This window comes from Kitasatospora sp. NPDC092286, assembly GCF_044755565.1.
GTDB lineage: Bacteria > Actinomycetota > Actinomycetes > Streptomycetales > Streptomycetaceae > Kitasatospora.
Genome location: NZ_JBIVRD010000016.1, coordinates 1 through 25,738 on the forward strand (window position 1 = coordinate 1; position 25,738 = coordinate 25,738).

The 25,738-nt window shown below is 72.1% G+C and carries 22 protein-coding genes; 11 read left to right on the forward strand and 11 right to left on the reverse strand.

The genetic code is table 11. From position 1 onward, the window contains the following. Nucleotides 1-378: 378 nt before the first annotated feature. Nucleotides 379-1,212: a serine hydrolase domain-containing protein gene (locus ACIQIB_RS18060; RefSeq protein WP_363607148.1), complete on the reverse strand. Its 834-nt coding sequence runs from the start codon at nucleotides 1,210-1,212 to the stop codon at nucleotides 379-381. 108 nt (nucleotides 1,213-1,320) lie between these two features. Between ACIQIB_RS18060 and ACIQIB_RS18065 the strand changes: the two genes are divergently transcribed. The 3 genes from ACIQIB_RS18065 to ACIQIB_RS18075 all read left to right on the forward strand — a co-directional run bounded on the left by ACIQIB_RS18065 (nucleotide 1,321) and on the right by ACIQIB_RS18075 (nucleotide 4,013). Then, nucleotides 1,321-1,812, forward strand: coding sequence for a MerR family transcriptional regulator (locus ACIQIB_RS18065; protein WP_363607146.1), 492 nt, complete (start codon nucleotides 1,321-1,323; stop codon nucleotides 1,810-1,812). Next, a complete protein-coding gene (locus ACIQIB_RS18070) occupies nucleotides 1,809-2,822 on the forward strand; it encodes an aldo/keto reductase (protein ID WP_400758934.1) in 1,014 nt (337 codons plus the stop codon). Before ACIQIB_RS18065 ends, ACIQIB_RS18070 begins: the two co-directional genes overlap by 4 nt. Before the next feature lie 120 nt (nucleotides 2,823-2,942). Beyond that, complete coding sequence (locus tag ACIQIB_RS18075; protein ID WP_400758936.1) at nucleotides 2,943-4,013, forward strand: helix-turn-helix transcriptional regulator; 1,071 nt, start codon at nucleotides 2,943-2,945, stop codon at nucleotides 4,011-4,013. On the opposite strand, the gene ACIQIB_RS18080 is transcribed toward ACIQIB_RS18075, so the two are convergent. From ACIQIB_RS18080 to ACIQIB_RS18110, 7 genes are all read right to left on the reverse strand, one after another. After that, complete coding sequence (locus tag ACIQIB_RS18080; RefSeq protein ID WP_363607140.1) at nucleotides 3,977-5,188, reverse strand: alpha/beta hydrolase; 1,212 nt, start codon at nucleotides 5,186-5,188, stop codon at nucleotides 3,977-3,979. The genes ACIQIB_RS18075 and ACIQIB_RS18080 overlap by 37 nt on opposite strands. Nucleotides 5,189-5,348: 160 nt before the next feature. Next, nucleotides 5,349-5,696, reverse strand: coding sequence for an MmcQ/YjbR family DNA-binding protein (locus tag ACIQIB_RS18085; protein ID WP_363607138.1), 348 nt, complete (start codon nucleotides 5,694-5,696; stop codon nucleotides 5,349-5,351). Between the two features lie 79 nt (nucleotides 5,697-5,775). Continuing rightward, nucleotides 5,776-7,005 carry an acyltransferase gene (locus ACIQIB_RS18090; RefSeq protein ID WP_400758938.1) on the reverse strand — a complete coding sequence of 410 codons (1,230 nt, stop codon included), beginning with the start codon at nucleotides 7,003-7,005 and terminating at the stop codon, nucleotides 5,776-5,778. A gap of 71 nt (nucleotides 7,006-7,076) precedes the next feature. Beyond that, complete coding sequence (locus ACIQIB_RS18095; protein ID WP_400758940.1) at nucleotides 7,077-8,219, reverse strand: alpha/beta hydrolase; 1,143 nt, start codon at nucleotides 8,217-8,219, stop codon at nucleotides 7,077-7,079. A 124-nt stretch (nucleotides 8,220-8,343) separates the two neighbouring features. Next, the gene (locus ACIQIB_RS18100; protein ID WP_363607132.1) at nucleotides 8,344-9,018 is read right to left on the reverse strand and encodes a response regulator transcription factor; all 675 of its coding nucleotides are present in this window, start codon (nucleotides 9,016-9,018) and stop codon (nucleotides 8,344-8,346) included. Further along, a complete protein-coding gene (locus ACIQIB_RS18105) occupies nucleotides 9,015-10,316 on the reverse strand; it encodes a sensor histidine kinase (RefSeq protein WP_363607130.1) in 1,302 nt (433 codons plus the stop codon). The genes ACIQIB_RS18100 and ACIQIB_RS18105 overlap by 4 nt, the downstream gene beginning before the upstream one ends. Nucleotides 10,317-10,442: 126 nt before the next feature. After that, nucleotides 10,443-11,216 (reverse strand): TetR family transcriptional regulator, encoded by a 774-nt coding sequence (locus ACIQIB_RS18110; protein ID WP_363607128.1) that lies wholly within the window; start codon nucleotides 11,214-11,216, stop codon nucleotides 10,443-10,445. Between the two features lie 217 nt (nucleotides 11,217-11,433). Here ACIQIB_RS18110 and ACIQIB_RS18115 point away from each other — a divergent pair, with 217 nt between their 5' ends. After that, nucleotides 11,434-13,038, forward strand: a complete 1,605-nt coding sequence (locus tag ACIQIB_RS18115; RefSeq protein WP_363607126.1) for an MFS transporter — start codon at nucleotides 11,434-11,436, stop codon at nucleotides 13,036-13,038. A 142-nt stretch (nucleotides 13,039-13,180) separates the two neighbouring features. Here ACIQIB_RS18115 and aceE read toward each other — a convergent pair whose 3' ends face one another. After that, nucleotides 13,181-15,931 (reverse strand): pyruvate dehydrogenase (acetyl-transferring), homodimeric type, encoded by a 2,751-nt coding sequence (gene aceE, locus ACIQIB_RS18120; RefSeq protein WP_363607124.1) that lies wholly within the window; start codon nucleotides 15,929-15,931, stop codon nucleotides 13,181-13,183. A 516-nt stretch (nucleotides 15,932-16,447) separates the two neighbouring features. On the opposite strand from aceE, the gene ACIQIB_RS18125 reads away from it, so the two are divergent. From ACIQIB_RS18125 to ACIQIB_RS18145, 5 genes are all read left to right on the forward strand, one after another. Further along, on the forward strand, nucleotides 16,448-16,882 hold the full coding sequence (locus ACIQIB_RS18125) for a DUF3052 domain-containing protein (protein ID WP_363607122.1): 435 nt from the start codon (nucleotides 16,448-16,450) through the stop codon (nucleotides 16,880-16,882). A gap of 326 nt (nucleotides 16,883-17,208) precedes the next feature. Continuing rightward, a complete protein-coding gene (locus ACIQIB_RS18130) occupies nucleotides 17,209-17,667 on the forward strand; it encodes a peroxiredoxin (RefSeq protein WP_363607120.1) in 459 nt (152 codons plus the stop codon). A 196-nt stretch (nucleotides 17,668-17,863) separates the two neighbouring features. Continuing rightward, complete coding sequence (locus ACIQIB_RS18135) at nucleotides 17,864-18,439, forward strand: TerD family protein (RefSeq protein ID WP_400652129.1); 576 nt, start codon at nucleotides 17,864-17,866, stop codon at nucleotides 18,437-18,439. Nucleotides 18,440-18,647: 208 nt separating this feature from the next. After that, the gene (locus ACIQIB_RS18140; RefSeq protein WP_363607116.1) at nucleotides 18,648-19,223 is read left to right on the forward strand and encodes a TerD family protein; all 576 of its coding nucleotides are present in this window, start codon (nucleotides 18,648-18,650) and stop codon (nucleotides 19,221-19,223) included. Nucleotides 19,224-19,375: 152 nt separating this feature from the next. Then, complete coding sequence (locus ACIQIB_RS18145; RefSeq protein WP_400758945.1) at nucleotides 19,376-20,485, forward strand: DUF475 domain-containing protein; 1,110 nt, start codon at nucleotides 19,376-19,378, stop codon at nucleotides 20,483-20,485. Between the two features lie 176 nt (nucleotides 20,486-20,661). Here the strand turns inward: ACIQIB_RS18145 and ACIQIB_RS18150 are convergent, their stop codons facing one another. After that, nucleotides 20,662-21,786, reverse strand: a complete 1,125-nt coding sequence (locus ACIQIB_RS18150; RefSeq protein WP_363607113.1) for a DUF2637 domain-containing protein — start codon at nucleotides 21,784-21,786, stop codon at nucleotides 20,662-20,664. Between the two features lie 359 nt (nucleotides 21,787-22,145). Here ACIQIB_RS18150 and ACIQIB_RS18155 point away from each other — a divergent pair, with 359 nt between their 5' ends. Continuing rightward, nucleotides 22,146-22,886: a Tellurium resistance gene (locus ACIQIB_RS18155; protein WP_363607111.1), complete on the forward strand. Its 741-nt coding sequence runs from the start codon at nucleotides 22,146-22,148 to the stop codon at nucleotides 22,884-22,886. 53 nt (nucleotides 22,887-22,939) lie between these two features. On the opposite strand, the gene ACIQIB_RS18160 is transcribed toward ACIQIB_RS18155, so the two are convergent. Then, nucleotides 22,940-24,055 carry a TerD family protein gene (locus ACIQIB_RS18160; RefSeq protein ID WP_363607110.1) on the reverse strand — a complete coding sequence of 372 codons (1,116 nt, stop codon included), beginning with the start codon at nucleotides 24,053-24,055 and terminating at the stop codon, nucleotides 22,940-22,942. 363 nt (nucleotides 24,056-24,418) lie between these two features. Between ACIQIB_RS18160 and ACIQIB_RS18165 the strand changes: the two genes are divergently transcribed. After that, on the forward strand, nucleotides 24,419-25,735 hold the full coding sequence (locus ACIQIB_RS18165) for an HpcH/HpaI aldolase/citrate lyase family protein (protein WP_400758949.1): 1,317 nt from the start codon (nucleotides 24,419-24,421) through the stop codon (nucleotides 25,733-25,735). Nucleotides 25,736-25,738: the final 3 nt, after the last annotated feature.

The following is a 25,738-nucleotide window of genomic DNA, read 5'->3' on the forward strand; positions in this document are numbered from 1 at the left end:
GCGTGAAACGGAGGTCGTCGCCGTGTCCGGCAGATCCCCATGTGGGTGACCAGATCGAACAACCTCAAGCCGATCACCGGAGGTAAAACGACAAGGTTAGGGCCTGTCGTCGAACTCCCGCCTGCGTGGCGGCGTTGGGGCACGCACTCCCCCAGCCTTCGGCCGGGAGGTGCCCCCACGCCGCGTTGTCGTCGGTCGCCGATGGCCCCCAGCCTCCGGCCGGGAGGTACCCCCACCGCAGTGGCTCCCTCCTCCGCCTTGCGATGCACGCACCCCAACGCCGCCACGCCCGCCCTCCGGGCGGACGACGGGAGTTCGACGACAGGCCCGAGCGGGGCCCGCGGTGGGCGGCCGGTGCGGCGCGCCCACCGGGCTTGCTCAGCCGCGCAGTTCGGCCAGGACGGCGTCGCTGAGGAGCGGCCAGGACTCGGCGGCCCACGGGCCGAAGTCCCGGTCGGTGAGCGCGACGCAGGCCACGCCCGCCTCGGGGTCGGTCCAGAGGAAGGTGCCGGACTGGCCGAAGTGGCCGAAGGTGGCGGGCGAGTTGGCGGTGCCCGTCCAGTGTGGCGCCTTGCCGTCCCGGATCTCGAAGCCGAGGCCCCAGTCGTTCGGGCGGCGGTGGCCGAAGCCGGGCAGGACACCGCTGGTGCCCGGGAAGGCGACCTCGCGGGTGGCCGTGCGTACGGTGGACGGGTCCAGCAGCTTGGGCGCCTGCAACTCGGCCGCGAACAGCGCGAGATCGCCCACGGTGGAGAGACCGCCGGCTCCGGCGGGGGACTTGTGCGCGGTGTTGATCAGCGTCGAGCGCATGCCGAGCGGCTCGAACACCGCCTCGGCGGCGTACCGGCCGAACTCGATGCCGGACGCCTGGGTCAGGGTCTGTGCCAGCACGTCGAAGCCGGCGTTGGAGTAGAGCCGGCGGTTGCCCGGCTCGGCCATCACCCGCTGTTCGTCGAAGGCCAGCCCCGAGGTGTGTGCCAGCAGGTGGCGGACGGTCGAACCCGCGGGCCCGGCCGGGTCGTCCAGCTCGAAGACGCCCTCCTCGACCGCGACCAGGACGGCGTACGAGGTGAGCAGCTTGGTCACCGACGCCAGCGGGAACAGGTGCTGCTGCGGGCCGTGTCCGGCGAGCACCGCGCCGTCCGCGCCCCGTACCACCGCCGCCGCGGCGTTGGGCACCGGCCAGTTCTCGATCATCCGCAAGCTCTCCATGGGCCCGACTCTAACCGGGTGGTCCGAGCACCCGCGTGGGAGGCTTGCTTGGAGTGCACTCCAACTCGCTAGCGTCGTAGACACCGCTCACCACTGGGGGTTCCGATCATGGCAACGCTCGCGCCGATCGAGGTCGACCCGCGCACCTGTTCCGACGTGTTCAACCAGCCGGTCGGCGACCCGGACCGGACCCCGCGGCACAGCATCAGCGAGGTCGCGGCGGCCAGCGGACTGACCGCCCACACCCTGCGCTGGTACGAGCGGATCGGTCTGCTCGACCCGGTCGACCGCTCCGCCTCCGGCCAGCGCCGCTACTGCGACGCCGACCTGCACCGGCTGGCCTTCCTGGGCCGGCTGCGGCTGACCGGAATGACGGTGGCCGACATGCTCCGGTACGTCGAACTGGCCCGCCAGGGCGAGCGGACCTTCGAGGGACGGCGCGACCTGCTGGTCGCCCACCGCGAGGAGGTCCGGCAACGCATCGCCGACCTGCACGCGACCCTCGCCGTGCTCGACTACAAGATCGATCTCTATGCCGGGAAGATCGCCGACCGCGGCGAACCGGCCCGCCGCCAGCAGAGGAAGAAGCAGAGCGCATGACTCTCCCCACCCTCCCCACCACCCAGCTGGGCACCGACGGTCCGTCCGTGGGCGTCCAGGGCCTCGGCTGCATGGGCATGAGCGAGTTCTACGGCCCGACCGACACCGCGGAGGCGCTCGCCACCCTGGACGCCGCCCTGGAGGCGGGCGTCACCCTCTTCGACACCGCCGACGCCTACGGCTTCGGCCGGAACGAGGAGTTGATCGGTCCGTTCGTCCGCGCCAACCGCGACCGGGTGGTGGTCGCCACCAAGTTCGCCATCGAGCGCAAGGAGGACGACCCGGCCCACCGGGGCATCCGCAACGACCCGGCGTACATCCGGGCCGCCGCGGACGCCTCGCTGCGCAGGCTCGGCGTGGACGTGATCGACCTCTACTACATGCACCGCCGCGACCCGGCCGTGCCGCTCGCCGAGTCGGTGGGCGCGATGGCCGAGCTGGTCCGGGCGGGCAAGGTGCGTCACCTCGGCCTCTCCGAGGTGACCGGCGCCGAACTGCGCGAGGCGTACGCGGTGCACCCGATCGCGGCCCTGCAGTCGGAGTGGTCGGTCTTCGCCCGGGACGTCGAGCGCTCGGCGGTGCCGGCCGCGGCCGAGCTGGGCGTCGCCTTCGTGCCGTACTCGCCGCTCGGCCGGGGCTTCCTGACCGGTTCGTTCGCCGCCGCCGAGGAACTGGCGGCGGACGACGTGCGCCGCACCCAGCCCCGGTACAGCGGGGCGAACGCGGCCGCCAACACCGCGCTGCTGGAGCCGATCCGGGAGATCGCGGCGGCGCGCGGGATCACCGCCGCCCAGGTGGCGCTCGCCTGGGTGCACCAGCGCGCCGAGGTGCACGGCCTGGCCGTGGTGCCGATCCCCGGCACCCGCAAGCGCAGCCGGCTCGCCGAGAACACCGCCGCGGCGACGCTGCGGCTCACCGCGGAGGAACTGGCCGCGCTGGAGCCGGTCGCGGCGAAGGTGGCCGGCGACCGCTACCCGAACATGGCCTTCACCTCGGTCGGCCGCGAGTAGCCGCGCGCCCGGTGCGGGCGCCGGCGGTCCGGTGCGGGGGCCGGCCGGTCCGGCCCCCGTTCCGGCAATCTCCCGGTAAAAGCTGACAACCGGCGTCAGGGTTTCTGGGATCCTCGTGCCATGAAGGCCGACCGCCTGCTCTCCATCCTGCTGCTGCTCCAGACCTGCGGCCGGGTGCCCGCCACCGAACTGGCCGAGCGCCTGGAGGTGTCGGTCCGCACCATCTACCGCGACGTCGAGGCGCTCTCGGCGGCCGGCGTCCCCGTCTACACCGAACGCGGCCGGCACGGCGGGATCAACCTGCTGCCCGGCTACCGCACCGACGTCAGCGGGCTCACCGCCGACGAGGCCCGCGCCCTGTTCGTGCTCTCCGCCCAGGGCGCGCACAGCGACCTCGGGCTGGACGGCGCGCTCGGCTCGGCGCTGCGCAAGGTGATGGCCGCGCTGCCGGCCCCGCACCGCCCGGCCGCCGAGCGGATCAGCGAGCGCGTCCTGGTGGACCCGGCCCGCTGGCTCCAGGCGGGCGTGCCCGCCGGACCGGACCTCGGCGAGCTGCAGTACGCCGTCTTCGCCGACCGCCGGCTACGGCTGCGCTACCGGCACAGCGGCACCTCGGGGCCCGCCGAGTACACCGTCGACCCGTACGGCCTGGTGAGCAAGGCGGCCGTCTGGTACCTGGTGGCCGATCTGCGCGGTGAGCCCCGGCTGTTCCGGGCCGACCGGGTGCTGGCCGCCGAGACCGCCGAGGAGCCGGTGCGCCGCCGTCCCGGTCTCGGTCTGGGCGAGGTCTGGGCGGTGCTGCGCGAGCAGGTCGAACGGCTGCCCAAGGAGGTGTCGGTCAAGGTCCGGGTGCGGCGCGCCCGGCTGGACATGTTCATCCGTCTCCACGGGACCAGGCTCACCGCGCCGCCGCCCGAGTGGGGTACCGGGCCCGCCGACGAGTGGGTCGAGCTCGCCCTGGGCTTCCAGTCGCTGCCGGCCGTCCGCTCGCTGCTCTCCTTCGGCGGGGACGCCGAGGTGCTCTCACCGCCCGCCGCCCGGCGGGAGATGGCCAGGGTCGCCGCCGAGGCCGCCCGGCTCTACCCGGACCGCGGGGCGGCCCCCGGCCGGGGCAGGGCGTCCGACCGGCCGCAGTCCGCCAGGGAGCGGAGGGTTCAGGCCCCGGCCGTCGGGCGGACCACCTCGTCGTAGTGGCCGAGCGAGATGGCCGCGAAGTTGTGCAGGCTGTCGGTGCCCTCGGTGAAGTAGCCGTTGTGGCCGGAGGCCCGGGCGGAGGAGATCTCCTCGGCGCCGAAGCCGGCCGAGGTCGGGTCGGCGCCGTGGCCGAGCCCGCCGACCTCCAGGTACGGCACGTTGCCGATCCAGTCGCTGCCGTTGCGGGTGGCCCAGACGTGCACGCCGGCGCCCAGTTCGGAGGTGGTCTGCACTCCCATGCCGGGGCTGCCGAACACCACCAGGTCGGTGACCCCGGAGGTGTCGGACGGCGAGGCGGCCGCCCGCGGGATGTCGGGGGCGGCGTTGCCGCAGACCACCGAGCCGTAGGAGTGGCAGAGCAGCGACGGCGGGGCGTCCGGCCGGGTGGTCTCCTTCAGCCCGGCGAGCAGCCGTTCCAGCCGGGGCGCGGCGACGTCGGCGAGCCGCGAGGTGACGGCGTCCGGACCGAGTCCGGAGGGGGTGACGTAGCCGGTCCAGGCGATCACCGCGGTCCGGGTGCGGGGCGACTGCCGCCGCTCCTCGGCGTACAGCGCGCGGGCCATCCCGGCGGGGGAGCGCAGCGGTTCGGCGGTCTGGTCGAAGTGGCCGAGGTCGGCGTCCGAGCCGGGGACCAGGACGGAGATCCGGTCGGCGTCCGCGAGATCGCCCCAGACCTCGGTGACCAGGCCGCGGCCGCGCGGGTCGAAGGCGAGGACCTGGCGGTCGGGGGCCAGCAGGTGCTCGATGTCGTTGGCGCGGGAGACGGCCAGCGCGCGCAGGTCGGAGTCGAGCTTCCGGTTGTTGGCGCGGTCCCGGGCGTGGTCCCGCTCGGCGGCGAGGGCGATCCGGTTGGCGCGGTAGCGCAGCTCCACCGGGGCGCCGTCGAAGTTGCCGACGACCAGCGGGTAGTCCTGGATCAGCCGGTCCAGTTCGGTGGGGGCGAGCGACGTGAAGAACTCGGCGGCGGCGGCCGGGGTGGTGGTGGCCGGGTCGGGCAGACCGCGGCCGAAGGAGTGGTCCTCGACCCAGGCGGCGCTGCCGGCCGGAGGCGTGGAGATCGCCAACTGCTCGGTGGACGCGGCGGCCTGGGCCGCCGCCGCACCGGCGTCGGCGAGCACGGCGCAACCCGCGAAGGCGCCGATCAGTACACGCTTCCACCGCCGACGGCGCATCGCGTCAACTCCCTAGGGGCCCGTCACCGTTCCGCGGGCGGGGGCCCGGAGGGTGCTACGACTGCCAACTTCCCTTCGCAAGCCTAGGGCGCCCGGAGGAGTGATGGACCCGCCCTAAACTGTGTTTAGCATCACATGAACCGCCGGTGTCCGGGCGGCGTCACCGGGCCGCCTCCGCGTCGAACTCCTTGACGAGCCGCTTCGGTGCGGTGCGCCGCCAGGCGTCGGTCAGCAGGTCGCGCAGCTCGTCCGGGTCGACCAGGTCGAGCCGGACGCCCACCCAGCCGTGCCGCCCGACGTACTGGGGGAAGGAGAACACCTCGGGCTCGGCGGCGAGCAGCTCGGCCTGGTCCTCCCGGGAGGCCTTCACGCTGACCGTCCCGCCGTCCGGCGAGCCCATCGCGAAGATCTTCGAGTGGACCCGCAGCGTCTCGATCTCCCAGGTCGGCTCCTGGACGGCCTGCGGCAGGGCCAGCGCCATCGCGCGGAACTCATCGAACGTCACCATGGCGGCAGGGTAGGGCAGCGGACCGACACCGCGCCCCGGAACGCACTGCGTTCCGGGGCGGAGGCCGCTCCGGCGCTGGTCAGACCAGACCCAGCGCGTACGCGGCGAAGAGCGCCGCCGCGGCCCCGGCCACGGCCTTCCAGACGCGGGAGAACGCCGTCCAGGGCCCGTCGAACCGGCGGGTGAACCACCCGATCGTCACCAGGACGGCGCCGAACAGCGGGAGCAGCGCCAGCCGGGCGGCCACCCAGCCCAGAGTCGACGGTGCGGTGGTCAGCCCCGGCACCGCGCCCAGGGCCGCCGCACCGGGCACCGCGACGGCGAGCATCGCGCTCTGGTGCCAGCAGAAGATCGTCATCGCCGAGAGGTTGACGGCCACCACCGGCAGCCAGAGCAGCGGCCGGCGCCCCAGCAGCCGGCCGAGCCGCTCGCGCAGCAGGACCGCCGCGCCGCACTGCACCGCCGCCAGCGCCAGGACCAGCAGGGACGGCGGGTGCGAGTTGGTCCGCTCGGCGCCGGGCACGCCGACCATGCTGGCCGGGTAGTGGAAGACCAGCAGCAGTACGGCGAACAGCGCACCGCCGCCGAGCAGCAGCAGCCGCGCGGCCGGGCGGCGCAGCCGGCCCTGCGCCCAGAGCACGCCCAGCTGGTAGCCGAAGAGCCAGCCCGGCAGCACGTTCACCAGCCCTACCCAGGACGGCACCGCGTCCGCCCAGGGGCCGTACCGCCCCAGGTCGACCAGGGCGACGACGGCCACCAGCGCGCCCGCCGACCAGCCGCGCAGCCGGCGGCCGGCCGCCACACAGAGCGGGGTGAGCGCGGTCAGCCCCAGGTAGACGCCGATGTACCAGAGCGGCTGCACCACCAGCACCGAGCCGGTCCGGACGGTGTCGCCCGGCACTCCGAGCCGCTCCAGCAGCGGGATCAGCAGTGCCCAGACGGCCGTCACCCCGAGCACCGGGCGCAGCAGCCGCACCGCCCGGCCGCGCAGCCAGCCCGGGTACGTCACGCCCTTGGCGCGGGCCCGCTCCAGCGAGTGGACGGTGGAGTGGCCGCCGACCAGGAAGAACACACCGAGCATCTGGAGCACCCAGCTGAGCGGGGCGAAGAAGCCGAGCGAGCCGAGCGGGCTGGCGTTGTGCAGCGCGCCGTCTGGGGAGAGGGTGAAGCCGCCGAGCATCCAGTGGCCGACCGGGACGGCGAGCAGGGCGAGGGCGCGCAGCCCGTCCAGGGCGCGGTCGCGGGTCTCGGGGGTGCGGGCGTCGACCTGGTGGGCGGCGCGGCGCAGGGCGGTGAGCGGGTGGGCCATGGCGGTGCTCCTCACGGTGGCACGGGCGGGACGGGCGGGACGGGCGGGACGGGCGGGTCGGGCGCGGCTCGTCAGCGGCCGAGGGCGATGTCGGCGAAGGCCGCGAGGGAGGCGGTGCCGGGCGCGAAGTACCCGGTGTGGCCGTGCGAGCCGGTGGCGGGCAGCGGGCGGGCGCCGAAGGCGGGGCCGGTCGGGTCGGCGCCGTGGCCGAGGCCCAGGACGGAGACGAACGGCACGTTGCCGATCCAGTCGGAGCCGTTGCGGGCGGTGGCCCAGAGCGGGACCTCCGGGTCGAGATCGGCGGCCGAGTCGACGCCCATCCCGGGCGAGCCGAGCACCACCACCCCTGAGGACTGCGCGGGCCCCGGCCGGGCCAGCCCGCAGACCACCGAGCCGTAGCTGTGGCAGAACACCGTGGCGGGCGCGTCGGGCCCGGTGGTGACGGCGAGTCCGTCGAGCAGCCGGGCCAGCCGCTTCGCCCCGGCGTGGGCCAGCTTCTCGGTGGCGGCGTCCGGGCCCACGCCGACCGGGGTGGTGTAGCCGGCCCAGGCGATCACGGCGGTCCGCCGGCCGGTCGCGTCGTGGAGCGCGCGGGCCATCCCGGCCGGGGTGCCGTACGGGTCGGTGGCGCGGTCGAAGCTCAGCAGGTCGATGTCGGAGCCGGGCACGACGACGGCCGTCCGGCGGGCGGTGGCCAGGTCGCCGTAGACCTCGGCGACCTGGCCGCGGCCGCGCGGGTCGAAGGCGAGGATCTGCCGGCCGCCGTCGAGCAGGGTGCGGTAGCGCTCGGCGCGGGCGCGGGCGGCGGCGTGGTCCTGCGGGGTGCGCGCCGGGTCGGTGGCGCGGGCCAGTTCGCGGCCACGCTCCTCGGTCAGGGCCAGCGCGTTGGCCCGGTAGCGCAGTTGGACGGGAGCGCCGTCCAGGTTGCCGACCACCAGCGGGTGGCGGACGGCCAGCGCGTCCCGCCGGGCCGGCGTGAGGCCGGCGAAGAAGGCGGCCACCTCGGCGGGCGTGGCGGTGGCCGGGTCGGGCAGGCGGATCCCGAGGGTGGTGTCCGCCACCCAGGCGGTGCTGCCCGGTGGCGGTCCGGTGAGGGCGTGCTGGGTGTCGGCGGCCCAGCCGCCCGAGCCCAGTACGGCGGCCAGGGCCACCGCGGCGGCGGTGAGCGCCCGGCGCAGACGTGTGGACCTGTTCTGGGGGCGCTGCTGCCGCATGTCCCTTGTCTCCCTTGTCCGTTCGGTCTCGACGGAGAGGAAGGTAGGAATGCGGCGGCCCCGCGGGCGTCACACCGCGGGGCCAACTCCCGGGTACTACCCGGGTATCACGAGGGGGGAAGTGCTACTGACCAGGTGTCACCAGGCCGGACTCGTAGGCGAGCACCACGGCCTGGGCGCGGTCGCGCAGGTCGAGCTTGGCGAGGATGCGGCCGATGTGGGTCTTGACGGTCTGTTCGGCGAGCACCAGCCGGGCGGCTATCTCCTGGTTGGAGAGGCCGCGCGCGATCAGCTCCAGCACCTCGGTCTCGCGCGGGGTCAGGCCGTTGAGCCGCAGCTTGGGGTCGCGGCGCCTGGCGGGCCTGGTCCGGGCGAAGTCCTCGATCAGCCGGCGGGTCACCGACGGGGCGAGCAGCGCCTCGCCGGCCGCGACCACCCGGACGGCGGCGATCAGGTCGGCCGGGGGCGCGTCCTTGAGCAGGAAGCCGCTGGCCCCGGCGCGCAAGGCCTCGTACACGTAGTCGTCCACGTCGAAGGTGGTCAGCATCAGCACCTTGGGGCGGTGCGCGCCGGGCACGGCCGGGTCGAGCAGCCGCCGGGCCGCCTCCAGGCCGTCCATGACGGGCATCCGGACGTCCATCAGGACCACGTCCGGATGGGTGCGGCCGGTGACCTCCAGGGCCTGCGCGCCGTCCGCCGCGTCGCCCACCACATCGATGTCGCTCTGGGCGTTGAGCAGGGCGGCGAAGCCGGCCCGCACCATCGCCTGGTCGTCGACGATGATCACGCGGATGGTCATGCGGATGTCTCCAGGGGGGTGTCGAACGGCAGGACGGCGGCCACCTTGAAGCCGCCGTCGGGCAGCGGGCCGGTGTCCAGCCTGCCATCCAGCAGGCGGACGCGTTCCCGCATGCCGACCAGACCGTGGCCGGTGCCCTCGGCCGAGGCCTCCAGGGACTCGACGCGCTCGGGCGGGGCGCCGTTCACCACGGTGACCAGCAGCGCGGGGCCGTCCACGGCCAGCGAGACCCAGACCCGCGCGCCGGGGGCGTGCCGGACGACGTTGGCCAGCGCCTCCTGGACGATCCGGTACACGGAGAGTCCGACGGCCTGCGGCAGGGCGTCGTCGAGTTCGGGCGCCACGGACAGTTCGGCCGGCACCCCGGCCCGGGCGACCGTCTCGACCAGCTGGGCCAGCTGCCCCACCCCGGGCTGCGGCACCTTCTCGGTGGTGGACTCCTCGCTGCGCAGCACACCCAGCAGCCGCCGCATCTCGGCCAGCGACTCACGGGCGGTGCCGGCGATGGCGGTGAACTCCTCGGCGGCGTCGTCCGGGACTCCGGTGATCCGGTAGGGGGCGCTGGCGGCCTGGACGGCGATCACCGACATGTGGTGGGCGACCACGTCGTGCAGCTCGCGGGCGATCCGGGCGCGCTCCTCCAGCAGGGTGCGCCGCTCGCGTTCGGCCTCGCTGATGTGCTCCTGCTCGGTGAGCAGCCGCTGGGCCTCGGCCCGCTCCCGCAGGGCTCCGCCGAGCAGCAGGACCGCGCCGGTCAGGACCACCGCGAGCATGCTGTTGTCGCTGCCGACCTCGGCCGTGGCGCCGGCCAGGGAGAGCGCGAGACTGGCGGCGGCGGTGGCCAGCCAGACGGAGAGCAGGGTGCGGCGCGGCTCGCGGAGGGCGAGCGGGAGCATCAGCAGCAGATAGCCGACCATGCTGGTGGCCGGCCAGGGCCAGGCGGAGGAGGTCCCCCGCCCGGTGGTCAGGATCAGCAGGGACGTCAGCAGGTTGGTGCCGCCGATGACCCACCAGGCGGCCAGCGGGCGGCTCGGCGTCAGCAGCAGCGGTGCCGTCTGCGCGATGGCGAGGCCCGCGGCGAGCCCGGTCGCGAGCTTGTAGTCGTGCGCGAGGACGTTGATCGAGTTGGGCAGCAGGGAGGTGAAGGCGGCCAGTGCGAGGACGTAGGGGAGGTAACGGACCCACCGGCTGGAGGCGTTGGCCAGCATCGGGGTGCGGTCGGCGGACGGTCGGGCGAGCGGCGCGAGCAGGGCCCGCAGCGGGTCGCTCCGGGCCGGTCCGGGGGGCGGGTCGATCATCCCGCCAGGGTAGGCGGGCCGGGCGCCGCCGTCGTCCGACCGGGGGCCGGGATCCCGGGTAGTACCCCGGTATGACCCGGTGCCCCGGGTGCGACCGGACGGCGGCCCGCCCTGGTCCGCCGGTCCTCAGTGCCGCCAGTCGCCGGCCAGGGCGGGGCCGAGCTGGTCGAAATGACGCTCGATCAGGGTGATCATGGCCTCCGGGCCGCACTTCTCCTGGTCGTCGCACCAGGACAGGTGGGCGGAGCGCAGCACGCTGCCGAAGACGGCGGCCAGTACGGTCGGACGCAGGTCCTCGGCCGGATCCAGCCCTTCGCGTTCGGCGATCACCGTGACCACGATCCGCTCCTGCTGCGTGATCCGGCGCAGGTGCGCGGCGAGCAGGGTGGGGGTCTCCTCGATCAGCCGCACCAGCTCCAGCGCGCTGGTGATCGAGCCCGGTCCGCCGAGGTCGCCGGAGCCCAGGTCGCGCCAGGACTGGACGATCGCGGCGCGCAGGGCCTGGAGCGGGTTCTCCTCGGCCGGGCGGCGGCGCAGGCACTCGATGAAGTAGTCCTCGGCGTCGGCCATCACGGCGAGCGCGACCTCGTCCTTGTTGGCGAAGTACCGGAAGAAGGTGCGCTGCGAGACGTCGACGACGGCGGCGATCTCGTCCACGGTCGTCCCGGCGAAGCCCTGGGTGAGGAAGAGCCCGTGGGCGGCGTGCACCAGGGCGTCCCGGGTGCGTTGCTTCTTGCGCTCGCGCAGCCCGGGCGGTCGGCCGGAGGCGCGGTCGGCCGGGTGGTCCGGTGTGCGGTCGGGCGTGTGGTCGGCGGCCGGATCGGGTGTCGCGCCGGGGGCCGTGCCGTCGGCGGTTCTGCCGTCCGGGGCGGTGGCGGGGGGCGAGGTCTGAGCGGCCATGGCGGGGGCCTTCCGGGCGGTGGTGCGGGAGGGGTGTGATCACAACCTTAGCGCTCTGACAAATGTCAGCTGAAGTCAGAAGTCACCATTTGCCGAATGTCAGTGGCTGACATAATCTGCCGGAAGTGGCGTCCGTCGGGCCGGGTGACTCGTGGGGACGGGTGGGCCGGGGCGCCACGACCACGTTTGTTCTCTGCCATGCCCCGGAGGGCCCCAGATGAGCCAGTCCGCCGTCAAGAACGCCCAGCCGGGCGTGGAGCCGCCACACCGGCCCCCGTCCGGGAACCGGCTGAAGGGACACCCCTGGCTGACCCTGCTGACCGTCGCCGTCGGCGTCATGATGGTGGCCCTCGACGGCACGATCGTCGCGATCGCCAACCCGGTCATCCAGGCCGACCTGAAGGCCGCGCCCTCCGAGATCCAGTGGGTGACCAGCGGTTATCTGCTGGCGCTGGCGGTCTTCCTGATCACCGCGGGGAAGATCGGTGACCGGTTCGGCCACAAGAACACCTTCCTGGTCGGCGCGGTCGGCTTCGCCGCCACCTCGGCCGCGATCGGCTTCGCCACCAACATCCAGACGGTGATCGCCTGCCGGGTGCTCCAGGGCCTGTTCGGCGCGCTGCTCCAGCCGGCCGCGCTCGGCCTGCTGCGCGGGGCCTTCCCGGCCGAGAAGCTCAACATGGCGATCGGCATCTGGGGCGGGGTGATCGGAGCCTCCACCGCGGCCGGCCCGATCGTCGGCGGTCTGCTGGTCGAGCACGTCAACTGGGAGTCGGTGTTCTTCATCAACATCCCGGTCGGCCTGATCGCGCTGGCCCTCGGCGTCTGGATCCTCCAGGACGTGCGGGCCGAGAAGGCCGCCAAGTCCTTCGACCTGCCCGGCATCGCCCTGCTCTCGGTGGCGATGTTCGCCCTGGTCTTCGGCATCATCAAGGCGCCCGAGTGGGGCTGGGGCAACGCCTCCACGCTGCTGCTCCTGGGCGGCGCGGTGGTCCTGATGGTGGCTTTCGCGCTCTGGCAGCGGGTGGCCCGCGAGCCGCTGATCCCGCTCGGCCTGTTCCGCTCGGTGCCGCTGTCGGCGGGCACCCTGCTGATGGTGCTGATGGCGTTCGCCTTCTTCGGCGCGATCTTCTTCGTGACCTTCTACCTGCAGAACGTCCACGGGATGTCGCCGGTCTCGGCCGGCGTCCACCTGCTGCCGATGACCGCCATGATGATCGTCGGATCACCGGTGGCCGGCCTGGCCATCGGCAAGCTCGGCCCGCGGATCCCGATCGTGGCCGGCATGCTGGTCACCACCACCGCCATGTTCGGGATGTCCACCCTGGACGCGGGCTCCGGCACCGGCGTGATGTCGCTCTGGTTCGTGCTGATGGGCCTGGGCATCAGCCCGGTCATGGTCGGTGCCACCGAGGTGATCGTCGGCAACGCCCCGCTGGAGCTGTCCGGCGTGGCCGGCGGCCTCCAGCAGGCCGCGATGCAGGTCGGCGGCAGCCTGGGCACCGCCGTGCTGGGCGCGCTGATGGCCGCCAGGGTCACCGACGTGCTGCCCGGCAACTGGGCCAGGGCCGGCCTGCCGCCGGTCGAGCCCGCGCAGACCGAGGGCCTCAACCAGGCCGCCCAGCTCGGCATCGCCCCGCCCGCCCCGGCCGGCACCCCGCAGCAGGCGGTGGACGCGATGGCCGGCGCGGTGCACGACTCCTTCGTCAGCGGGATGTCGCTCGCCTTCGCGGTGGCCTCCGTGGTGGCCTTCGCCGCCGCCCTGCTCGGCCTGCTCACCCGCCGCGGCACCACCGACGCGGGCCCGGCCGTCCACATCTGACCGGCCCCGCGCGACGGCGGCCCCGGACTCCGCGGAGTCCGGGGCCGCCGTGCGTCCGAACCGAAGACCGTTCGAGTGCCGCACATGCCGAAGGGCCGGACCTCCGTCGAGGAGGTCCGGCCCTTCGGTGTCCGACTGTGGATCAGGCGTCGCCGCCGGCGGCGCCCGGGTCGGCCGCCGCCACGTCCAGCAGCTGGTAGCGGTCGATCGCGTCCTTCAGGGCGCTGCGGTCGACCTTGCCCTGCTTGGCGAGCTCGGTGAGCACGCTCAGGACGACCGACTGCGCGTCGATGTGGAAGAAGCGACGGGCCGCGCCACGGGTGTCGGCGAAGCCGAAGCCGTCGGCGCCCAGCGACTGGTACTGGCCCGGCACCCAGCGGGAGATCTGGTCCGGCACCGCGCGCATCCAGTCGGAGACGGCGACGAACGGGCCCTCGGCGCCCTGGAGCTTCTGCGTCACGTAGGGGACGCGCTGCGTCTCCTCCGGGTGCAGCAGGTTGAACTCCTCGGCCTCCACCGCGTCGCGGCGCAGCTCGTTCCAGGAGGTCGCGGACCAGACGTCGGCCTTGACGTTCCACTCCTCGGCGAGGATGCGCTGGGCCTCCAGGGCCCACGGCACCGCCACACCGGAGGCGAGGATCTGCGCCGGGATCTGGCCGGCGGTGGCCGGCGCGTACCGGTGCAGACCCTTGAGGATGCCCTCGACGTCGACGTTCTCCGGCTCGGCCGGCATCTTGATCGGCTCGTTGTAGACGGTCATGTAGTAGAACACGTCTTCGCCGTGCGGGTGCTGCTCGCTGGAGCCGTACATCCGCCGCAGACCGTCCTGGACGATGTGCGCGATCTCGAAGCCGTACGCGGGGTCGTACGCGACGACGCCCGGGTTGGTCGAGGCCAGCAGGTGCGAGTGGCCGTCGGCGTGCTGCAGGCCCTCACCGGTCAGCGTGGTGCGGCCGGCGGTGGCGCCGATCACGAAGCCGCGGGCCAGCTGGTCGGCCATCTGCCAGAACTGGTCGCCGGTGCGCTGGAACCCGAACATCGAGTAGAAGACGTACACCGGGATCAGCGGCTCGCCGTGGGTGGCGTAGGACGAGCCGGCGGCGATCAGCGAGGCGGTGCAGCCGGCCTCGGAGATGCCGTCGTGCAGCATCTGGCCGGTCGGCGACTCCTTGTACGCCAGCAGCAGATCGCGGTCGACCGACTCGTAGGTCTGGCCGAGCGGGTTGTAGATCTTCGCCGACGGGAACAGCGAGTCCATGCCGAAGGTGCGGTACTCGTCGGGCGCGATCGGCACGAAGCGGTTGCCGATGCCCTTGTCCCGCATCAGGTCCTTGAGCACCCGGACGAACGCCATGGTGGTGGCGATGGTCTGGTTGCCGGAACCCTTCTTGACCGCCTTGTACGCGTCGTCGCCCGGCAGCTCCAGCTGGCGCGGCCGCACCTTGCGGGTCGGCACGTAGCCGCCCAGCTCCCTGCGGCGGTCGTGCATGTACTGGATCTCCTCCGAGTCACGGCCCGGGTGGTAGTAGGGCGGGTAGCCCTCCTCCAGCTGCTTGTCCGTGATCGGGATGTGCAGGCGGTCGCGGAAGCGCTTCAGGTCCTCGACCGTGAGCTTCTTCATCTGGTGCGTCGCGTTGCGGCCCTCGAAGTTGGGGCCCAGCGTCCAGCCCTTGACGGTCTGGGCGAGGATGACCGTCGGCTGGCCCTTGTGCTCGCGGGCCGCCTTGAACGCCGCGTACACCTTGGCGTGGTCGTGGCCGCCGCGACCCAGGTGCTGGATCTGCTGGTCGGTCATGTTCTCGACCATCTTGCGCAGGCGCAGGTCGCTGCCGAAGAAGTTCTCGCGGATGTACGCGCCGGTCTCGGTGGCGTAGGTCTGGAACTGGCCGTCCACCGTGGTGTTGAGCTTGTTCACCAGGACGCCGTCGCGGTCCTGCGCGAGCAGCGGGTCCCAGCTGCGGTCCCAGACGAGCTTGATCACGTTCCAGCCGGCGCCCCGGAACTGGGACTCCAGCTCCTGGATGATCTTGCCGTTGCCGCGGACCGGGCCGTCCAGGCGCTGCAGGTTGCAGTTGACCACGAAGGTCAGGTTGTCCAGACCCTCGCGGGCCGCCAGCGACAGCTGGCCCAGCGACTCCGGCTCGTCCATCTCGCCGTCGCCGAGGAAGGCGTACACGTGCGAGTCGGAGGTGTCCTTGATGCCGCGGTGCTCCAGGTAGCGGTTCATCCGGGCCTGGTAGATCGCGCCGAGCGGGCCGAGGCCCATCGAGACGGTCGGGAACTCCCAGAAGTCCGGCATCAGCCGCGGGTGCGGGTAGCTGGACAGGCCGTACGGAGCCTTCGACTTCTCCTGGCGGAACGCGTCGAGCTGCTGCTCGCTCAGCCGGTCCAGCAGGAAGGCGCGGGCGTAGATGCCGGGGGAGGCGTGACCCTGGAAGAAGATCTGGTCGCCGGACTCGCCCTCGGCGTCCTTGCCGCGGAAGAAGTAGTTGAAGCCCACGTCGTACAGCGACGCGGAGGAGGCGAAGGTGGCGATGTGGCCGCCCACGCCGATGCCCGGGCGCTGGGCCCGGGAGACCATGACGGCCGCATTCCAGCGGGTCGCGTTGAGGACCTTGCGCTCGATCTCCTCGTTGCCGGGGAAGAACGGCTCGTCCTTGGTGGCGATGGTGTTGACGTAGTCCGTGCTGCGCATCTCGGGCACGGCGACACGCTTCTCGCGGGCGCGCTCGATCAGGCGGAGCATCAGGTAGCGGGCACGCTCGCGCCCCCGCTCGTCGATGGCCGCGTCAAGCGACTCCAGCCATTCCGCGGTCTCCTCGGGATCGAAGTCCGGGACCTGACTCGGAAGGCCGCCAATGATGATCGGGTTGCGATCGGATCCGGAAGCCACGCTGTTCCTTCACTGTCGGTCGAAACTGAGGTGTGTCGCGCCGCCTCCATCGTGCTACCGCGCTCGGAGATCCGTCATCTCTACCGATCGGTAACCGTTCCGCCTGGTGGGCGGTACGGTCTGGCGGTGTGCGGCTCAGGCGCTGTCGCCTGCGCCGCGCACCACCGGGTGTTACGAACAGAGGTGGTCCGACCTGGTTGCCCGACCGTCCGATGGCGGGCGGTCGGGGTGAGGGCCAACAGGAGACTCTACGCCCGCGTACGCGCGGACCCGAATGCCGTTCGTATCTCGGGCACGCGTACGCCCTGTGGGCCGGGACCACCCGAAGCATCCTTGTCCTACGCAGAGAAGGGCAAATCGGTGTGATTCCCGACACGTCGACCGGCGTGTTTCGGTGCGACACGTCAACCTTTGGAGGGGATCGGGGGTCGGGTACTTGCGCGAACCGCCGCGCCCGTGTGGACTACGGCCACAGCCTCGGCATGGACGCCGGGCCGAATACTGGAGGTTATTCCCGTGAGCGCGACCGCGGACCCCGCGGACAAGTCCAACCCGGCGCACCGTCTCGGCTTCGAAGAAGGCCAGATCATCCAGGAGCTGGGGTACGACGAAGACACTGACCAGGACCTCCGCGAAGGCATCGAGGAGATCACCGGGACGGATCTCGTCGACGAGGACTACGACGACGTCGCCGACGCCGTCCTGCTGTGGCACCGCGACGACGACGGGGATCTCACCGACTCCCTCGTCGACGCCCTGGAATACCTTGCGGAGGGCGGCCTGATCTGGCTGCTGACGCCCAAGACCGGCCGGGACGGCCACATCGAGGCCTCGGACATCGCGGACGCGGCCAAGACCGCCGGTCTCTCGCAGACCAGCTCGATCGCGATCGCCAAGGACTGGGCGGCCACCCGCCTGGCCACCAAGGCCGCGAAGTCGGGCAAGCGCTGACCGCCCCCGGCGTCGCCGAACGCACCTGAGCACGGCCCGGCCGGGCCTCGCCGGAACTTCCTCCGGTGAGGCCCGGCCGCGTCCGTTTCCCGGCCGGGGGCGCCGGCGGGGGGTGTGCTCGGGGCCGTCACGGTCGCGCCGTCGGCCGGGGTCGGGGCCGCGGTCGCCGGGGTACCGGTGCGCCCGGGCGCGCGTTCGCCGAGGGCGAAAGCGGCTGGGTGCGGGGCCGGCGCCCTCACTCGTCCGGCGGAATCGGTCCGGGCGGATGGGAGGATGTGGCTCGCCGCGCCCGCCGCGCGGCACTGTCGCGTCAGAAAGGTCCCACCATGGCCATCGAGGTCGGTACCCAGGCTCCGGACTTCGAGCTGAAGAACCAGCACGGCGAGCTGGTCAAGCTCTCCGACTTCCGGGGCGAGAAGAACGTCGTCCTGGTCTTCTACCCGTTCTCCTTCACCGGCGTCTGCACCGGCGAGGTCTGCGCGATCCAGAACGAGCTGCCGCGGCTGCAGAACGACGACGTGCAGGTGCTCGGCGTCTCCAACGACTCGCCGTTCACCCAGCGCGTCTTCGCCGAGCAGCAGGGCCTGGAGTACCCGCTGCTGTCGGACTTCTGGCCGCACGGCGAGGTCTCCCGGGCGTACGGCGTCTTCGACGAGGAGAAGGGCTGCGCGGTGCGCGGCACCTTCGTGATCGACAAGGCCGGCGTGGTCCGCTGGAGCGTCGTCAACGACCTGCCGGACGCCCGCGACGAGCAGGAGTACCTGAAGGTCCTCGGCGCGCTCTGAGGCCCCCTGGACGCCCTGCGGGCCCGGTCCGGCCGAGATTCGAACAGCCACGCCGGGCCCGTTCCCCGTCCGGTACGGGAACCCGGCACTACGATCGGTCCGTTGGCTGGTCAGAGGCCCGGCGGCAACCGCCGGCCGGCGCCTTGAACCGCACCACGGGGGCACCGCGACGTGCCTCCCGAATCTTGGAGGACAAGTGGGTGTCAGCCTGAGCAAGGGCGGCAATGTCTCGCTCACCAAGGAGGCTCCCGGCCTGAGCGCCGTGGTCGTCGGCCTTGGCTGGGACGTCCGCACCACCACCGGTACGGACTTCGACCTGGACGCCAGTGCCCTGCTCTGCAACGACCAGGGCAGGGTCGACAAGGACGGAAACTTCGTCTTCTTCAACAACCTGAAGAGCCCCGACGGCTCGGTCGAGCACACCGGTGACAACCTCACCGGTGAGGGCGAGGGCGACGACGAGGCCATCAAGGTCAACCTGGCGACCGTCCCGGCGGACGTACAGAAGATCGTCTTCCCGGTCTCGATCTACGACGCGGAGAACCGGACCCAGAACTTCGGCCAGGTCCGCAACGCGTTCATCCGCGTGGTGAACCAGGCCGACAACAAGGAGCTGGCCCGGTACGACCTCTCCGAGGACGCCTCGACCGAGACCGCGATGGTCTTCGGCGAGCTGTACCGCAACGGCGCCGAGTGGAAGTTCCGCGCCATCGGCCAGGGCTACGCCTCCGGTCTGCGCGGCATCGCCCAGGACTTCGGCGTCAACGTCTGAGTCGGGCGCGGGCCCTTCGTGGCCTGACGGAGCACCACCGGCCGGGGCGGCCGCGGACGCGAGGCGTCGGCGGCCGCCCCGGCTCCGTGCTGCCCCGACGCACTGGAAGGATGGGAGTTCAGGAAGTTCAGCCGGCCAAAAGCGGCCGGACGGGGCCGCGGGGGAATACACCTGAGATGCGCCCCGGAGGCAAGGAGGAAGGACAGACATGAGTGTCACGCTCGCCAAGGGCGGCAATGTCTCGCTCACCAAGGCCGCACCGAACCTGACGCAGGTGCAGATCGGTCTGGGCTGGGACGCCCGCTCGACCACGGGTGCGCCGTTCGACCTCGACGCGAGCGCCCTGCTCTGCTCGGGCGGACGGGTGCTCGGCGACGAGTACTTCGTCTTCTACAACAACCTCAAGAGCCCCGAGGGCTCGGTCGAGCACACCGGTGACAACCTCACCGGTGAGGGCGAGGGCGACGACGAGGTCGTTCTGGTCAACCTGGAGCTGGTTCCGGTCCAGGTGGACAAGGTGGTCTTCGCGGTGTCGATCTACGACGCCGAGTCCCGGCTGCAGAACTTCGGCCAGGTGCGCAACGCGTACATCCGGGTGGTCAACTCGGTGGACCAGCAGGAGATCGCCCGTTACGACCTGACCGAGGACGCGTCCAGCGAGACCGCGATGATCTTCGGCGAGCTGTACCGCTACGCGGGGGAGTGGAAGTTCCGCGCGGTGGGCCAGGGGTACGCCTCCGGCCTGCGTGGCATTGCCCTCGATTTCGGCGTAAACGTACAGTAAAGGTCGGAAAATCGCATTCGACGAGCCCGTTCAACGATTAAAAGAACAGAGGGCAGTGCGGGGGTGACCTGACCGGGCCCGGCCCGGTCAGGGCGTCTCAGGACGACGCCGCACCCGTGGCACGCCCTGAGCCCGAAAGGTAATCAAATCCCGTGTTCCTCCGCACATTCGGCTGGTCATTCGCGATCACCGTCATCGGCCTGATCGCAGCCGGTCTGCTCTGGGGGGCAGAAGGATTCGGCATCGTGCTGATCCTCTCCATCCTGGAGATCTCCCTGTCGTTCGACAACGCGGTGGTCAACGCCACGGTGTTGAAGCGGATGAACCCGTACTGGCAGAAGATCTTCCTCACCGTCGGCGTGCTGATCGCCGTCTTCGGTATGCGGCTGGTCTTCCCGCTGCTGGTGGTCGGCCTCACCGCGCACCTCAACCCCGCGACGGTCGTCGACCTCGCGCTCAACTCGGACAAGACGTTCAACGGCTCCACGTACGGCCAGTACCTGGAGGCGGCCAACCCGGCCATCGCGGCCTTCGGTGGCGTCTTCCTGCTGATGATCTTCCTCGACTTCATCTTCGAGGAGAAGGACTACAACTGGCTGGCCTGGATCGAGCGCCCGCTGGAGAAGGTCGGCAAGCTGGAGGCCTTCTCGTCGGTCGTCGCGCTGGTCGCGCTCCTGCTGGCGGCCAACTTCTTCGCCGAGGAGCACGCCGAGACGGTGCTGCTCGCCGGCATCCTGGGCCTGGTCACCTACCTCGTCGTGAACGGCCTGTCCTCGATCTTCGAGTCGGGCCTGGAGGAAGAGGAGGAGAAGGAGGCGGAGGCCGAGAAGTCCGGGAAGTCCATCATCCAGGTGGGCGGCAAGGCCGCGTTCTTCCTCTTCCTCTACCTGGAGGTCCTGGACGCCTCGTTCTCCTTCGACGGTGTGGTCGGCGCGTTCGCCATCTCCAGTGACATCTTCATGATCACGCTGGGCCTCGGTATCGGCGCCATGTACATCCGTTCGCTGACCGTCTTCCTGGTCCGCAAGGGCACCCTGGACGACTACGTCTACCTGGAGCACGGCGCGCACTACGCGATCGGCGCGCTCTCGGCGATCCTGCTGGTCGGCATCAAGTACCACATCCCGGAGATCGTCACCGGCCTGATCGGTGTCGCCTTCATCGGTCTGGCGCTCGGCTCGTCGGTCCTGCGCAACCGCCGCGAGGCCGCCGAGGGCGGAGACGGTGGCGAGGAGCGGGAACTGGTGAGCGCCGGCGAGTAGCGGCCCTTCCGCCTTCCCCGGCAAGCACAACGGCCGCCCCCACATCCCCGGGGGCGGCCGTTGCGCGTTCTCGCGTCTGCGGAGTACGCGGAGTACTCGGTGGTTGAGCAGGGCGGGTCCGGGCCCGGCTCAGGCTCGCTGCGGGCTCGGGCCCGGACCAGACCCGGTGCCGGCGCTCAGCCGAGCTGCTGCTCGATGGCGCGCAGCTTGCGCTCCAGGGAGTCCAGCTTGGGCATCGACAGGGTGTCGTCGTCGGCCGTCAGGTCGATGGTCGAGCTGCGGTAGGACGAGGAGGAACCGGTGTAGGAGGAGTCGGCGGAGCCGGCCGAGGACGAACCGACGGCGGCGCGGGGCCGGCGGCCGGCGTCCAGGGCGCTCATGGACGCGGGCTCCAGCGACGAGGCGCCGGTCTGGGAGGTGCTGTCGGCGTCAGCGGCTAGGGCAGGCTCCGTAGCGCTCGGGCCGTCTCCGGCAGCGGTGAGCGCGGGCACCTGACGGCCGCCACGGGCCCGGGCGAGCATGCCGCCCTGGCGCGAGATGGCCTTGAGCTCGGCGCGCTCGCGCCGGTCGGCGCTCCGGGCGCGCAGCTTGGCGTCCATCTTCGCCTGGCGCTCCTCGCGGACCTCCTCGACCGCCTCGTCCAGGCTGCGGACGTTCTCCAGCAGCATCAGCGACCAGGCGGCGTAGGTCTCGCGGGGAGCCCGCATCCAGCGGACGATGCGGATCTGCGGCAGCGGGCGCGGGACGAGGCCCTGCTCGCGGAGGGCGGCCTTACGGGTCTGCTTCAGCGCCCGGTCGAACAGGATCGCGGCCGAGATCGACATACCGGAGAAGAACTCCGGGGCGCCGTCGTGCGACATGCCACGCGGGGCGTGCACCCAGTTGAACCAGGCCGAGGCGATCGCGAACACCCAGACCAGCAGGCGCGAGCCGAGGGCCGCGTCACCGTGGCTGGCCTCGCGCACGGCGAGCACCGAGCAGAACATCGCGGCGCCGTCCAGACCGAACGGGACGAGGTACTCCCAGCCGTTGGAGAGGCCCAGGTTCTCCTTGCCGAAGCCCACCAGACCGTGGAACGACAGTGCGGCCGCGACGCCGGCGCAGCAGAACAGCAGGACGTAGGAGGAGATCCCGTAGATCATCTCCTTGCGGCGGCGGCGGTCCTCGCTGCGCTCCCAGGAGTCACCCGACTCCTCGGCCTTGGTGTTCTTGAAGCGCAGGGTCGCCACCAGGATGGCGGTGAACAGCAGGGCTGCGCCGCCGACGACGGTCCAGACCAGCTGTATGGAGGTCAGGTTCATTGCGGGTCGGGCCTCGGGTTTCCGCAGGGGACAGGTCACAGTGCGACACAGGCGGTCAGGTTCGTGAAGAGGAACCGCGCCTGACGGTGCGTCGTCGCCGTCGGGCGAGCCCGCCGCGCCGGGGCGGGAGCGGACGGGACACCTGTGCGGCTAGACGATATCGCGTCCGAAGGGGCGGCATGTTACGGGAGGGGGGCTTGGCCCCGCCAATCGACCCGCCGGTGGCTCGAGATGGCCGCCCCGACGGCATCCCGGGAACGTGGATGGGTAGGGGAGTCGGGGTACCCGGCGGCCGGGCTGATGCCCGATCATGGAGCGGCGGACCGTCAGATCGACTGGCGGACCTTGGGAGGACGGGAATGGCCTCGATCTGGGAGTACCTGCGCGGGGAGCGGAACACTTTCGACCCGGGCGGGCAGCACAAGATCACGCTCACCAAGTCGACCCCGCACCACGCGATCACCGGGGCCGCCGCCACCACCGGCTACCTGTACGTCAATCTGCACTGGACCACGCGGATAGCGGCTTCGGGGCCGAGCGCCAGGGACATGGTCAAGCGCTGGTTCAGCCCGCGCATCCTCAGCCCGATGGAGCCGGACTCCCAGGCGGGCGGGCAGGTCAACGTCGACCTCGACCTGGCCTGCATGTACGAACTGGCCGACGGCAGCCGGGGAGTGGTGCAGCCGCTCGGTGGCTTCTTCGGGGACCTGCAGCACCCGCCGTACATCAAGCTCAGCGGCGACGACCAGTACGGGGCGCCGTCCGGCGAGACGATGTACGTCAACCTGGAGAAGAAGGACCAGTTCAAGCGGCTGCTCATCTTCGTCTACATCTACGACGGCACGCCCGCCTTCGAACAGGCCAACGCGGTCGTGACGATCGTGCCGCAGACCGGGCCGCGGATCGAGATCAAGCTGGAGGAGCGGGCGGCGGCCGCGCGGTCCTGTGCGGTGGTGCTGATCGAGAACGTCGGGGACAACCAGCTGACGGTGCGTCGCGAGGTGCGTTACGTGAACGGCTTCCAGGCGGACATCGACCGGCTGTACGGCTTCGGGATGCAGTGGCAGCGCGGTTACAAGGGCGGGGCGGGGGCGGAGTAGCGGCGGGCGGGGACGGGAGCCCCTGTCCGGCCGGGCAGGGGTTTCGACAGACCCTAACGGGGCTGGAACTGCGGGCCCTGCGGCGGCAGCGCGAACTCCTCCCCGGCGGCCGGGGGCCGGGCGGGCGAGGGCTGCTGCGGTGGCTGGTGCTGGGGCGGCTGGGGCTGTGCGGTGCTGTTCGGCGGGTAGCCGTAGCCGTCGGCCTGCTGCTGCGGTGGGTAGCCGTAGCCGGGCGAGGAATGCTGCTGGGAGGTCTGCGGGGGCTGCTGGGGGTACCCGTAGCCGCCGCGCTGGTGCTGCGGCTGCTGCTGGGGCGACTGCTGGGGGTAGCCGTACCCGGGCTGTTGCGTCGGGGGCGCCGGAGGGACGGGCGGGGTGCTCGGCGGCACGGTGGGCGGCGCCAGCGGCGGTGGGGGAGGGGGGACCGGTGCGGCGGTGACCGGTGCGACGGTGGGTGGCTGCGGCACCGGCGGCGTCAGGGTGTAGGTGCCGGGCTCGGCCCGCGAGGCCGGGTGCGGGTCCGGCAGGACACCGCGCGGGTCCGGGGCCGGGTCGGTGGTGGTGCGGGCGGTGGCGGCGTGCGCGGTCGGGTCGGCGGCCGTGCCCTGGGCGTCGCCCGCCTCGTCGTCGACGGTGATGCCGAAGTCGGTGGCCAGCCCGATCAGCCCGGAGGCGTAGCCCTGGCCGACCGCCCGGAACTTCCAGGCCCCGGCCCTGCGGTAGAGCTCGCCCGCGACCAGCGCGGTGACATCGTCGGCCTCGGGCATCGGGAACTCGGCGAGCGCGGGCGCGCCCTCGCCGGTGGCGGCGTCGAAGAGCAGCACGCGCAGCCCCGCCACCGCGCGGAACGAGCCGCCCTCGGAGGAGCCGGCCAGCACCACCCGGTCCACCTCGGCCGGCAGCTTGCCGAGCTCGACCTCCACGGTGTCGGTGATCTCGGCGCCCCCGCCGGTCTGCTGCTTCGGCAGGTGGCGCACCAGGCCGGAGGGGTGGCGCGGCTGGTTGTAGAAGACGAAGTCGGCATCGGAACGGACCCTGCCGTCGGGGCCCAGCAGCAGCGCGGACGCGTCCACGTCCGGTGCGCCGGACGTGGCGCTCCAGCGCAGCACGGCGCGGACCGCGGCCACCGGCAGTGCGATGTTGGCGCCCTTGGCCATCACGTGCGTCATAGCCGACCATCCTGCCTGTTCGCCACCCCTTCGGACAACGTGACCGAAGGAGGCGGAATGGTAGGGGACTTTGCCAACGCTTGCGCTTTGTGAAGTGGAGGGTAACCTTCCGAGAATTCGATGTTTCGGAACCGTATTCGACCGGAAGCCGTCCGTACGATGGGCGGCGGGAAGCCCCCCGGGGGGTTCGGCGGGGGGTAATCAGCAGCGCGTGCCCGGGAACCACCGCGCCCGGTGGGCCGGTTAACCATGGTGTTGCCCCGCACCCGGAACGGGGCCCGACGGCCCGCACTCCGACCCCCGCACCCGAACACCTCGCTCCCCCGCCCGGACCGGCGGTCGCACACCCCTGAGGAGAGCACCATGCGCCATTTCGGCCACCTCGCCGACGACGTACGCGGCCGGCTCTTCCTCGAACAGCCCCGGTCCTTCTCCGCGGGGAGCGAGGCGGCCGTGCTCGCCACCGCCCTCGGCGCGACCCTCTACAGCCCCGCCACCAGGCCCACGCTGCGCTCCGACATCCGCAGGCAGGCCGCCCGGGGCGTGGTCTCGATGGTGCTCTGCCTGGAGGACGCGATCGCCGACCACGAGGTGACCGCCGCCGAGGCCAATCTGGTCGCGCAGCTCGGCGAGCTCCTCGGAGAGGTGTCCGGAGAGGCCTCCGGAAAGGCGTCCGGGGAACTCCCCGGAGGGGGCTCGGGGGAGCTCTCGGGCGGGTTCTCCGAAAAGGGTGCGGGCGGGGGCGAGGGGGCGGTTTTCGGGGGAGATTCCGGGGAGGTCTCCACGGATTGCACACATGACCTCCCGTTGCTCTTCATCAGAGTTCGCACGGCCTCCCAGATCACCGACCTCGCCGATCGACTCGGCCCGGCCGTCGGGCTGCTCACCGGGTTCGTCCTGCCGAAGTTCACCGAGGAGAGCGGCGGCGACTTCCTGGAGGCGCTGACCGCCGCCGAGACCGCCACCGGCCGGCGGCTGTTCGCCATGCCCGTCCTGGAGTCACCCGAGCTGGCCCACCTGGAGACCCGCCGCGAGCAGCTGTTCGGCATCGCCCGCCTGCTCGACAAGTACCGCGAGCGCGTCCTCGCCGTCCGCCTCGGCGTCACCGACCTGTGCTCCGCGTACGGGCTGCGCCGCTCGCCGGACCTCACCGCGTACGACGTCTCGCTGGTCGCGGCGGTGATCGGGGACGTGGTGAACGTGCTCGGCCGGGCCGACGGCACCGGGTTCACCGTCACCGGGCCGGTCTGGGAGTACTTCCCGGTCCAGGAGCGGATGTTCAAGCCGCAGCTGCGCCGCACCCCGTTCGCCGAGGCCGAGCCCTCCGGGGAGGCCGTGCGCCAGCGGATCATCGAGCACGACCTGGACGGGCTGATCCGCGAGATCGAACTCGACCGGGCCAACGGCCTGCTGGGCAAGACCTGCATCCACCCCAGCCACGTCCCCGCCGTGCACGCGCTCTCGGTGGTCACGCACGAGGAGTACTGCGACGCGCGGGACATCCTCGACCAGGAGCGCGGCGGGGGCGGGGTGCTGCGCTCGGCGTACACCAACAAGATGAACGAGGCCAAGCCGCACCGGGCCTGGGCGGAGCGGGTGTTGCTGCGGGCCGAGGTGTTCGGGGTGGCCCGGGAGGACGTCAGCTTCGCCGAACTGCTCTCGGCCTGCCTCTGTGGCTGAGGC

Bases quoted from the DNA above. Each gene is read 5' to 3' on its own strand.
- ACIQIB_RS18060 (WP_363607148.1), bottom strand. From the start codon at position 1,212: ATGGAGAGCTTGCGGATGATCGAGAACTGGCCGGTGCCCAACGCCGCG.
- ACIQIB_RS18065 (WP_363607146.1), top strand. From the start codon at position 1,321: ATGGCAACGCTCGCGCCGATCGAGGTCGACCCGCGCACCTGTTCCGAC.
- ACIQIB_RS18070 (WP_400758934.1), top strand. From the start codon at position 1,809: ATGACTCTCCCCACCCTCCCCACCACCCAGCTGGGCACCGACGGTCCG.
- ACIQIB_RS18075 (WP_400758936.1), top strand. From the start codon at position 2,943: ATGAAGGCCGACCGCCTGCTCTCCATCCTGCTGCTGCTCCAGACCTGC.
- ACIQIB_RS18080 (WP_363607140.1), bottom strand. From the start codon at position 5,188: ATGCGCCGTCGGCGGTGGAAGCGTGTACTGATCGGCGCCTTCGCGGGT.
- ACIQIB_RS18085 (WP_363607138.1), bottom strand. From the start codon at position 5,696: ATGGTGACGTTCGATGAGTTCCGCGCGATGGCGCTGGCCCTGCCGCAG.
- ACIQIB_RS18090 (WP_400758938.1), bottom strand. From the start codon at position 7,005: ATGGCCCACCCGCTCACCGCCCTGCGCCGCGCCGCCCACCAGGTCGAC.
- ACIQIB_RS18095 (WP_400758940.1), bottom strand. From the start codon at position 8,219: ATGCGGCAGCAGCGCCCCCAGAACAGGTCCACACGTCTGCGCCGGGCG.
- ACIQIB_RS18100 (WP_363607132.1), bottom strand. From the start codon at position 9,018: ATGACCATCCGCGTGATCATCGTCGACGACCAGGCGATGGTGCGGGCC.
- ACIQIB_RS18105 (WP_363607130.1), bottom strand. From the start codon at position 10,316: ATGATCGACCCGCCCCCCGGACCGGCCCGGAGCGACCCGCTGCGGGCC.
- ACIQIB_RS18110 (WP_363607128.1), bottom strand. From the start codon at position 11,216: ATGGCCGCTCAGACCTCGCCCCCCGCCACCGCCCCGGACGGCAGAACC.
- ACIQIB_RS18115 (WP_363607126.1), top strand. From the start codon at position 11,434: ATGAGCCAGTCCGCCGTCAAGAACGCCCAGCCGGGCGTGGAGCCGCCA.
- ACIQIB_RS18130 (WP_363607120.1), top strand. From the start codon at position 17,209: ATGGCCATCGAGGTCGGTACCCAGGCTCCGGACTTCGAGCTGAAGAAC.
- ACIQIB_RS18140 (WP_363607116.1), top strand. From the start codon at position 18,648: ATGAGTGTCACGCTCGCCAAGGGCGGCAATGTCTCGCTCACCAAGGCC.
- ACIQIB_RS18150 (WP_363607113.1), bottom strand. From the start codon at position 21,786: ATGAACCTGACCTCCATACAGCTGGTCTGGACCGTCGTCGGCGGCGCA.
- ACIQIB_RS18155 (WP_363607111.1), top strand. From the start codon at position 22,146: ATGGCCTCGATCTGGGAGTACCTGCGCGGGGAGCGGAACACTTTCGAC.
- ACIQIB_RS18160 (WP_363607110.1), bottom strand. From the start codon at position 24,055: ATGACGCACGTGATGGCCAAGGGCGCCAACATCGCACTGCCGGTGGCC.
- ACIQIB_RS18165 (WP_400758949.1), top strand. From the start codon at position 24,419: ATGCGCCATTTCGGCCACCTCGCCGACGACGTACGCGGCCGGCTCTTC.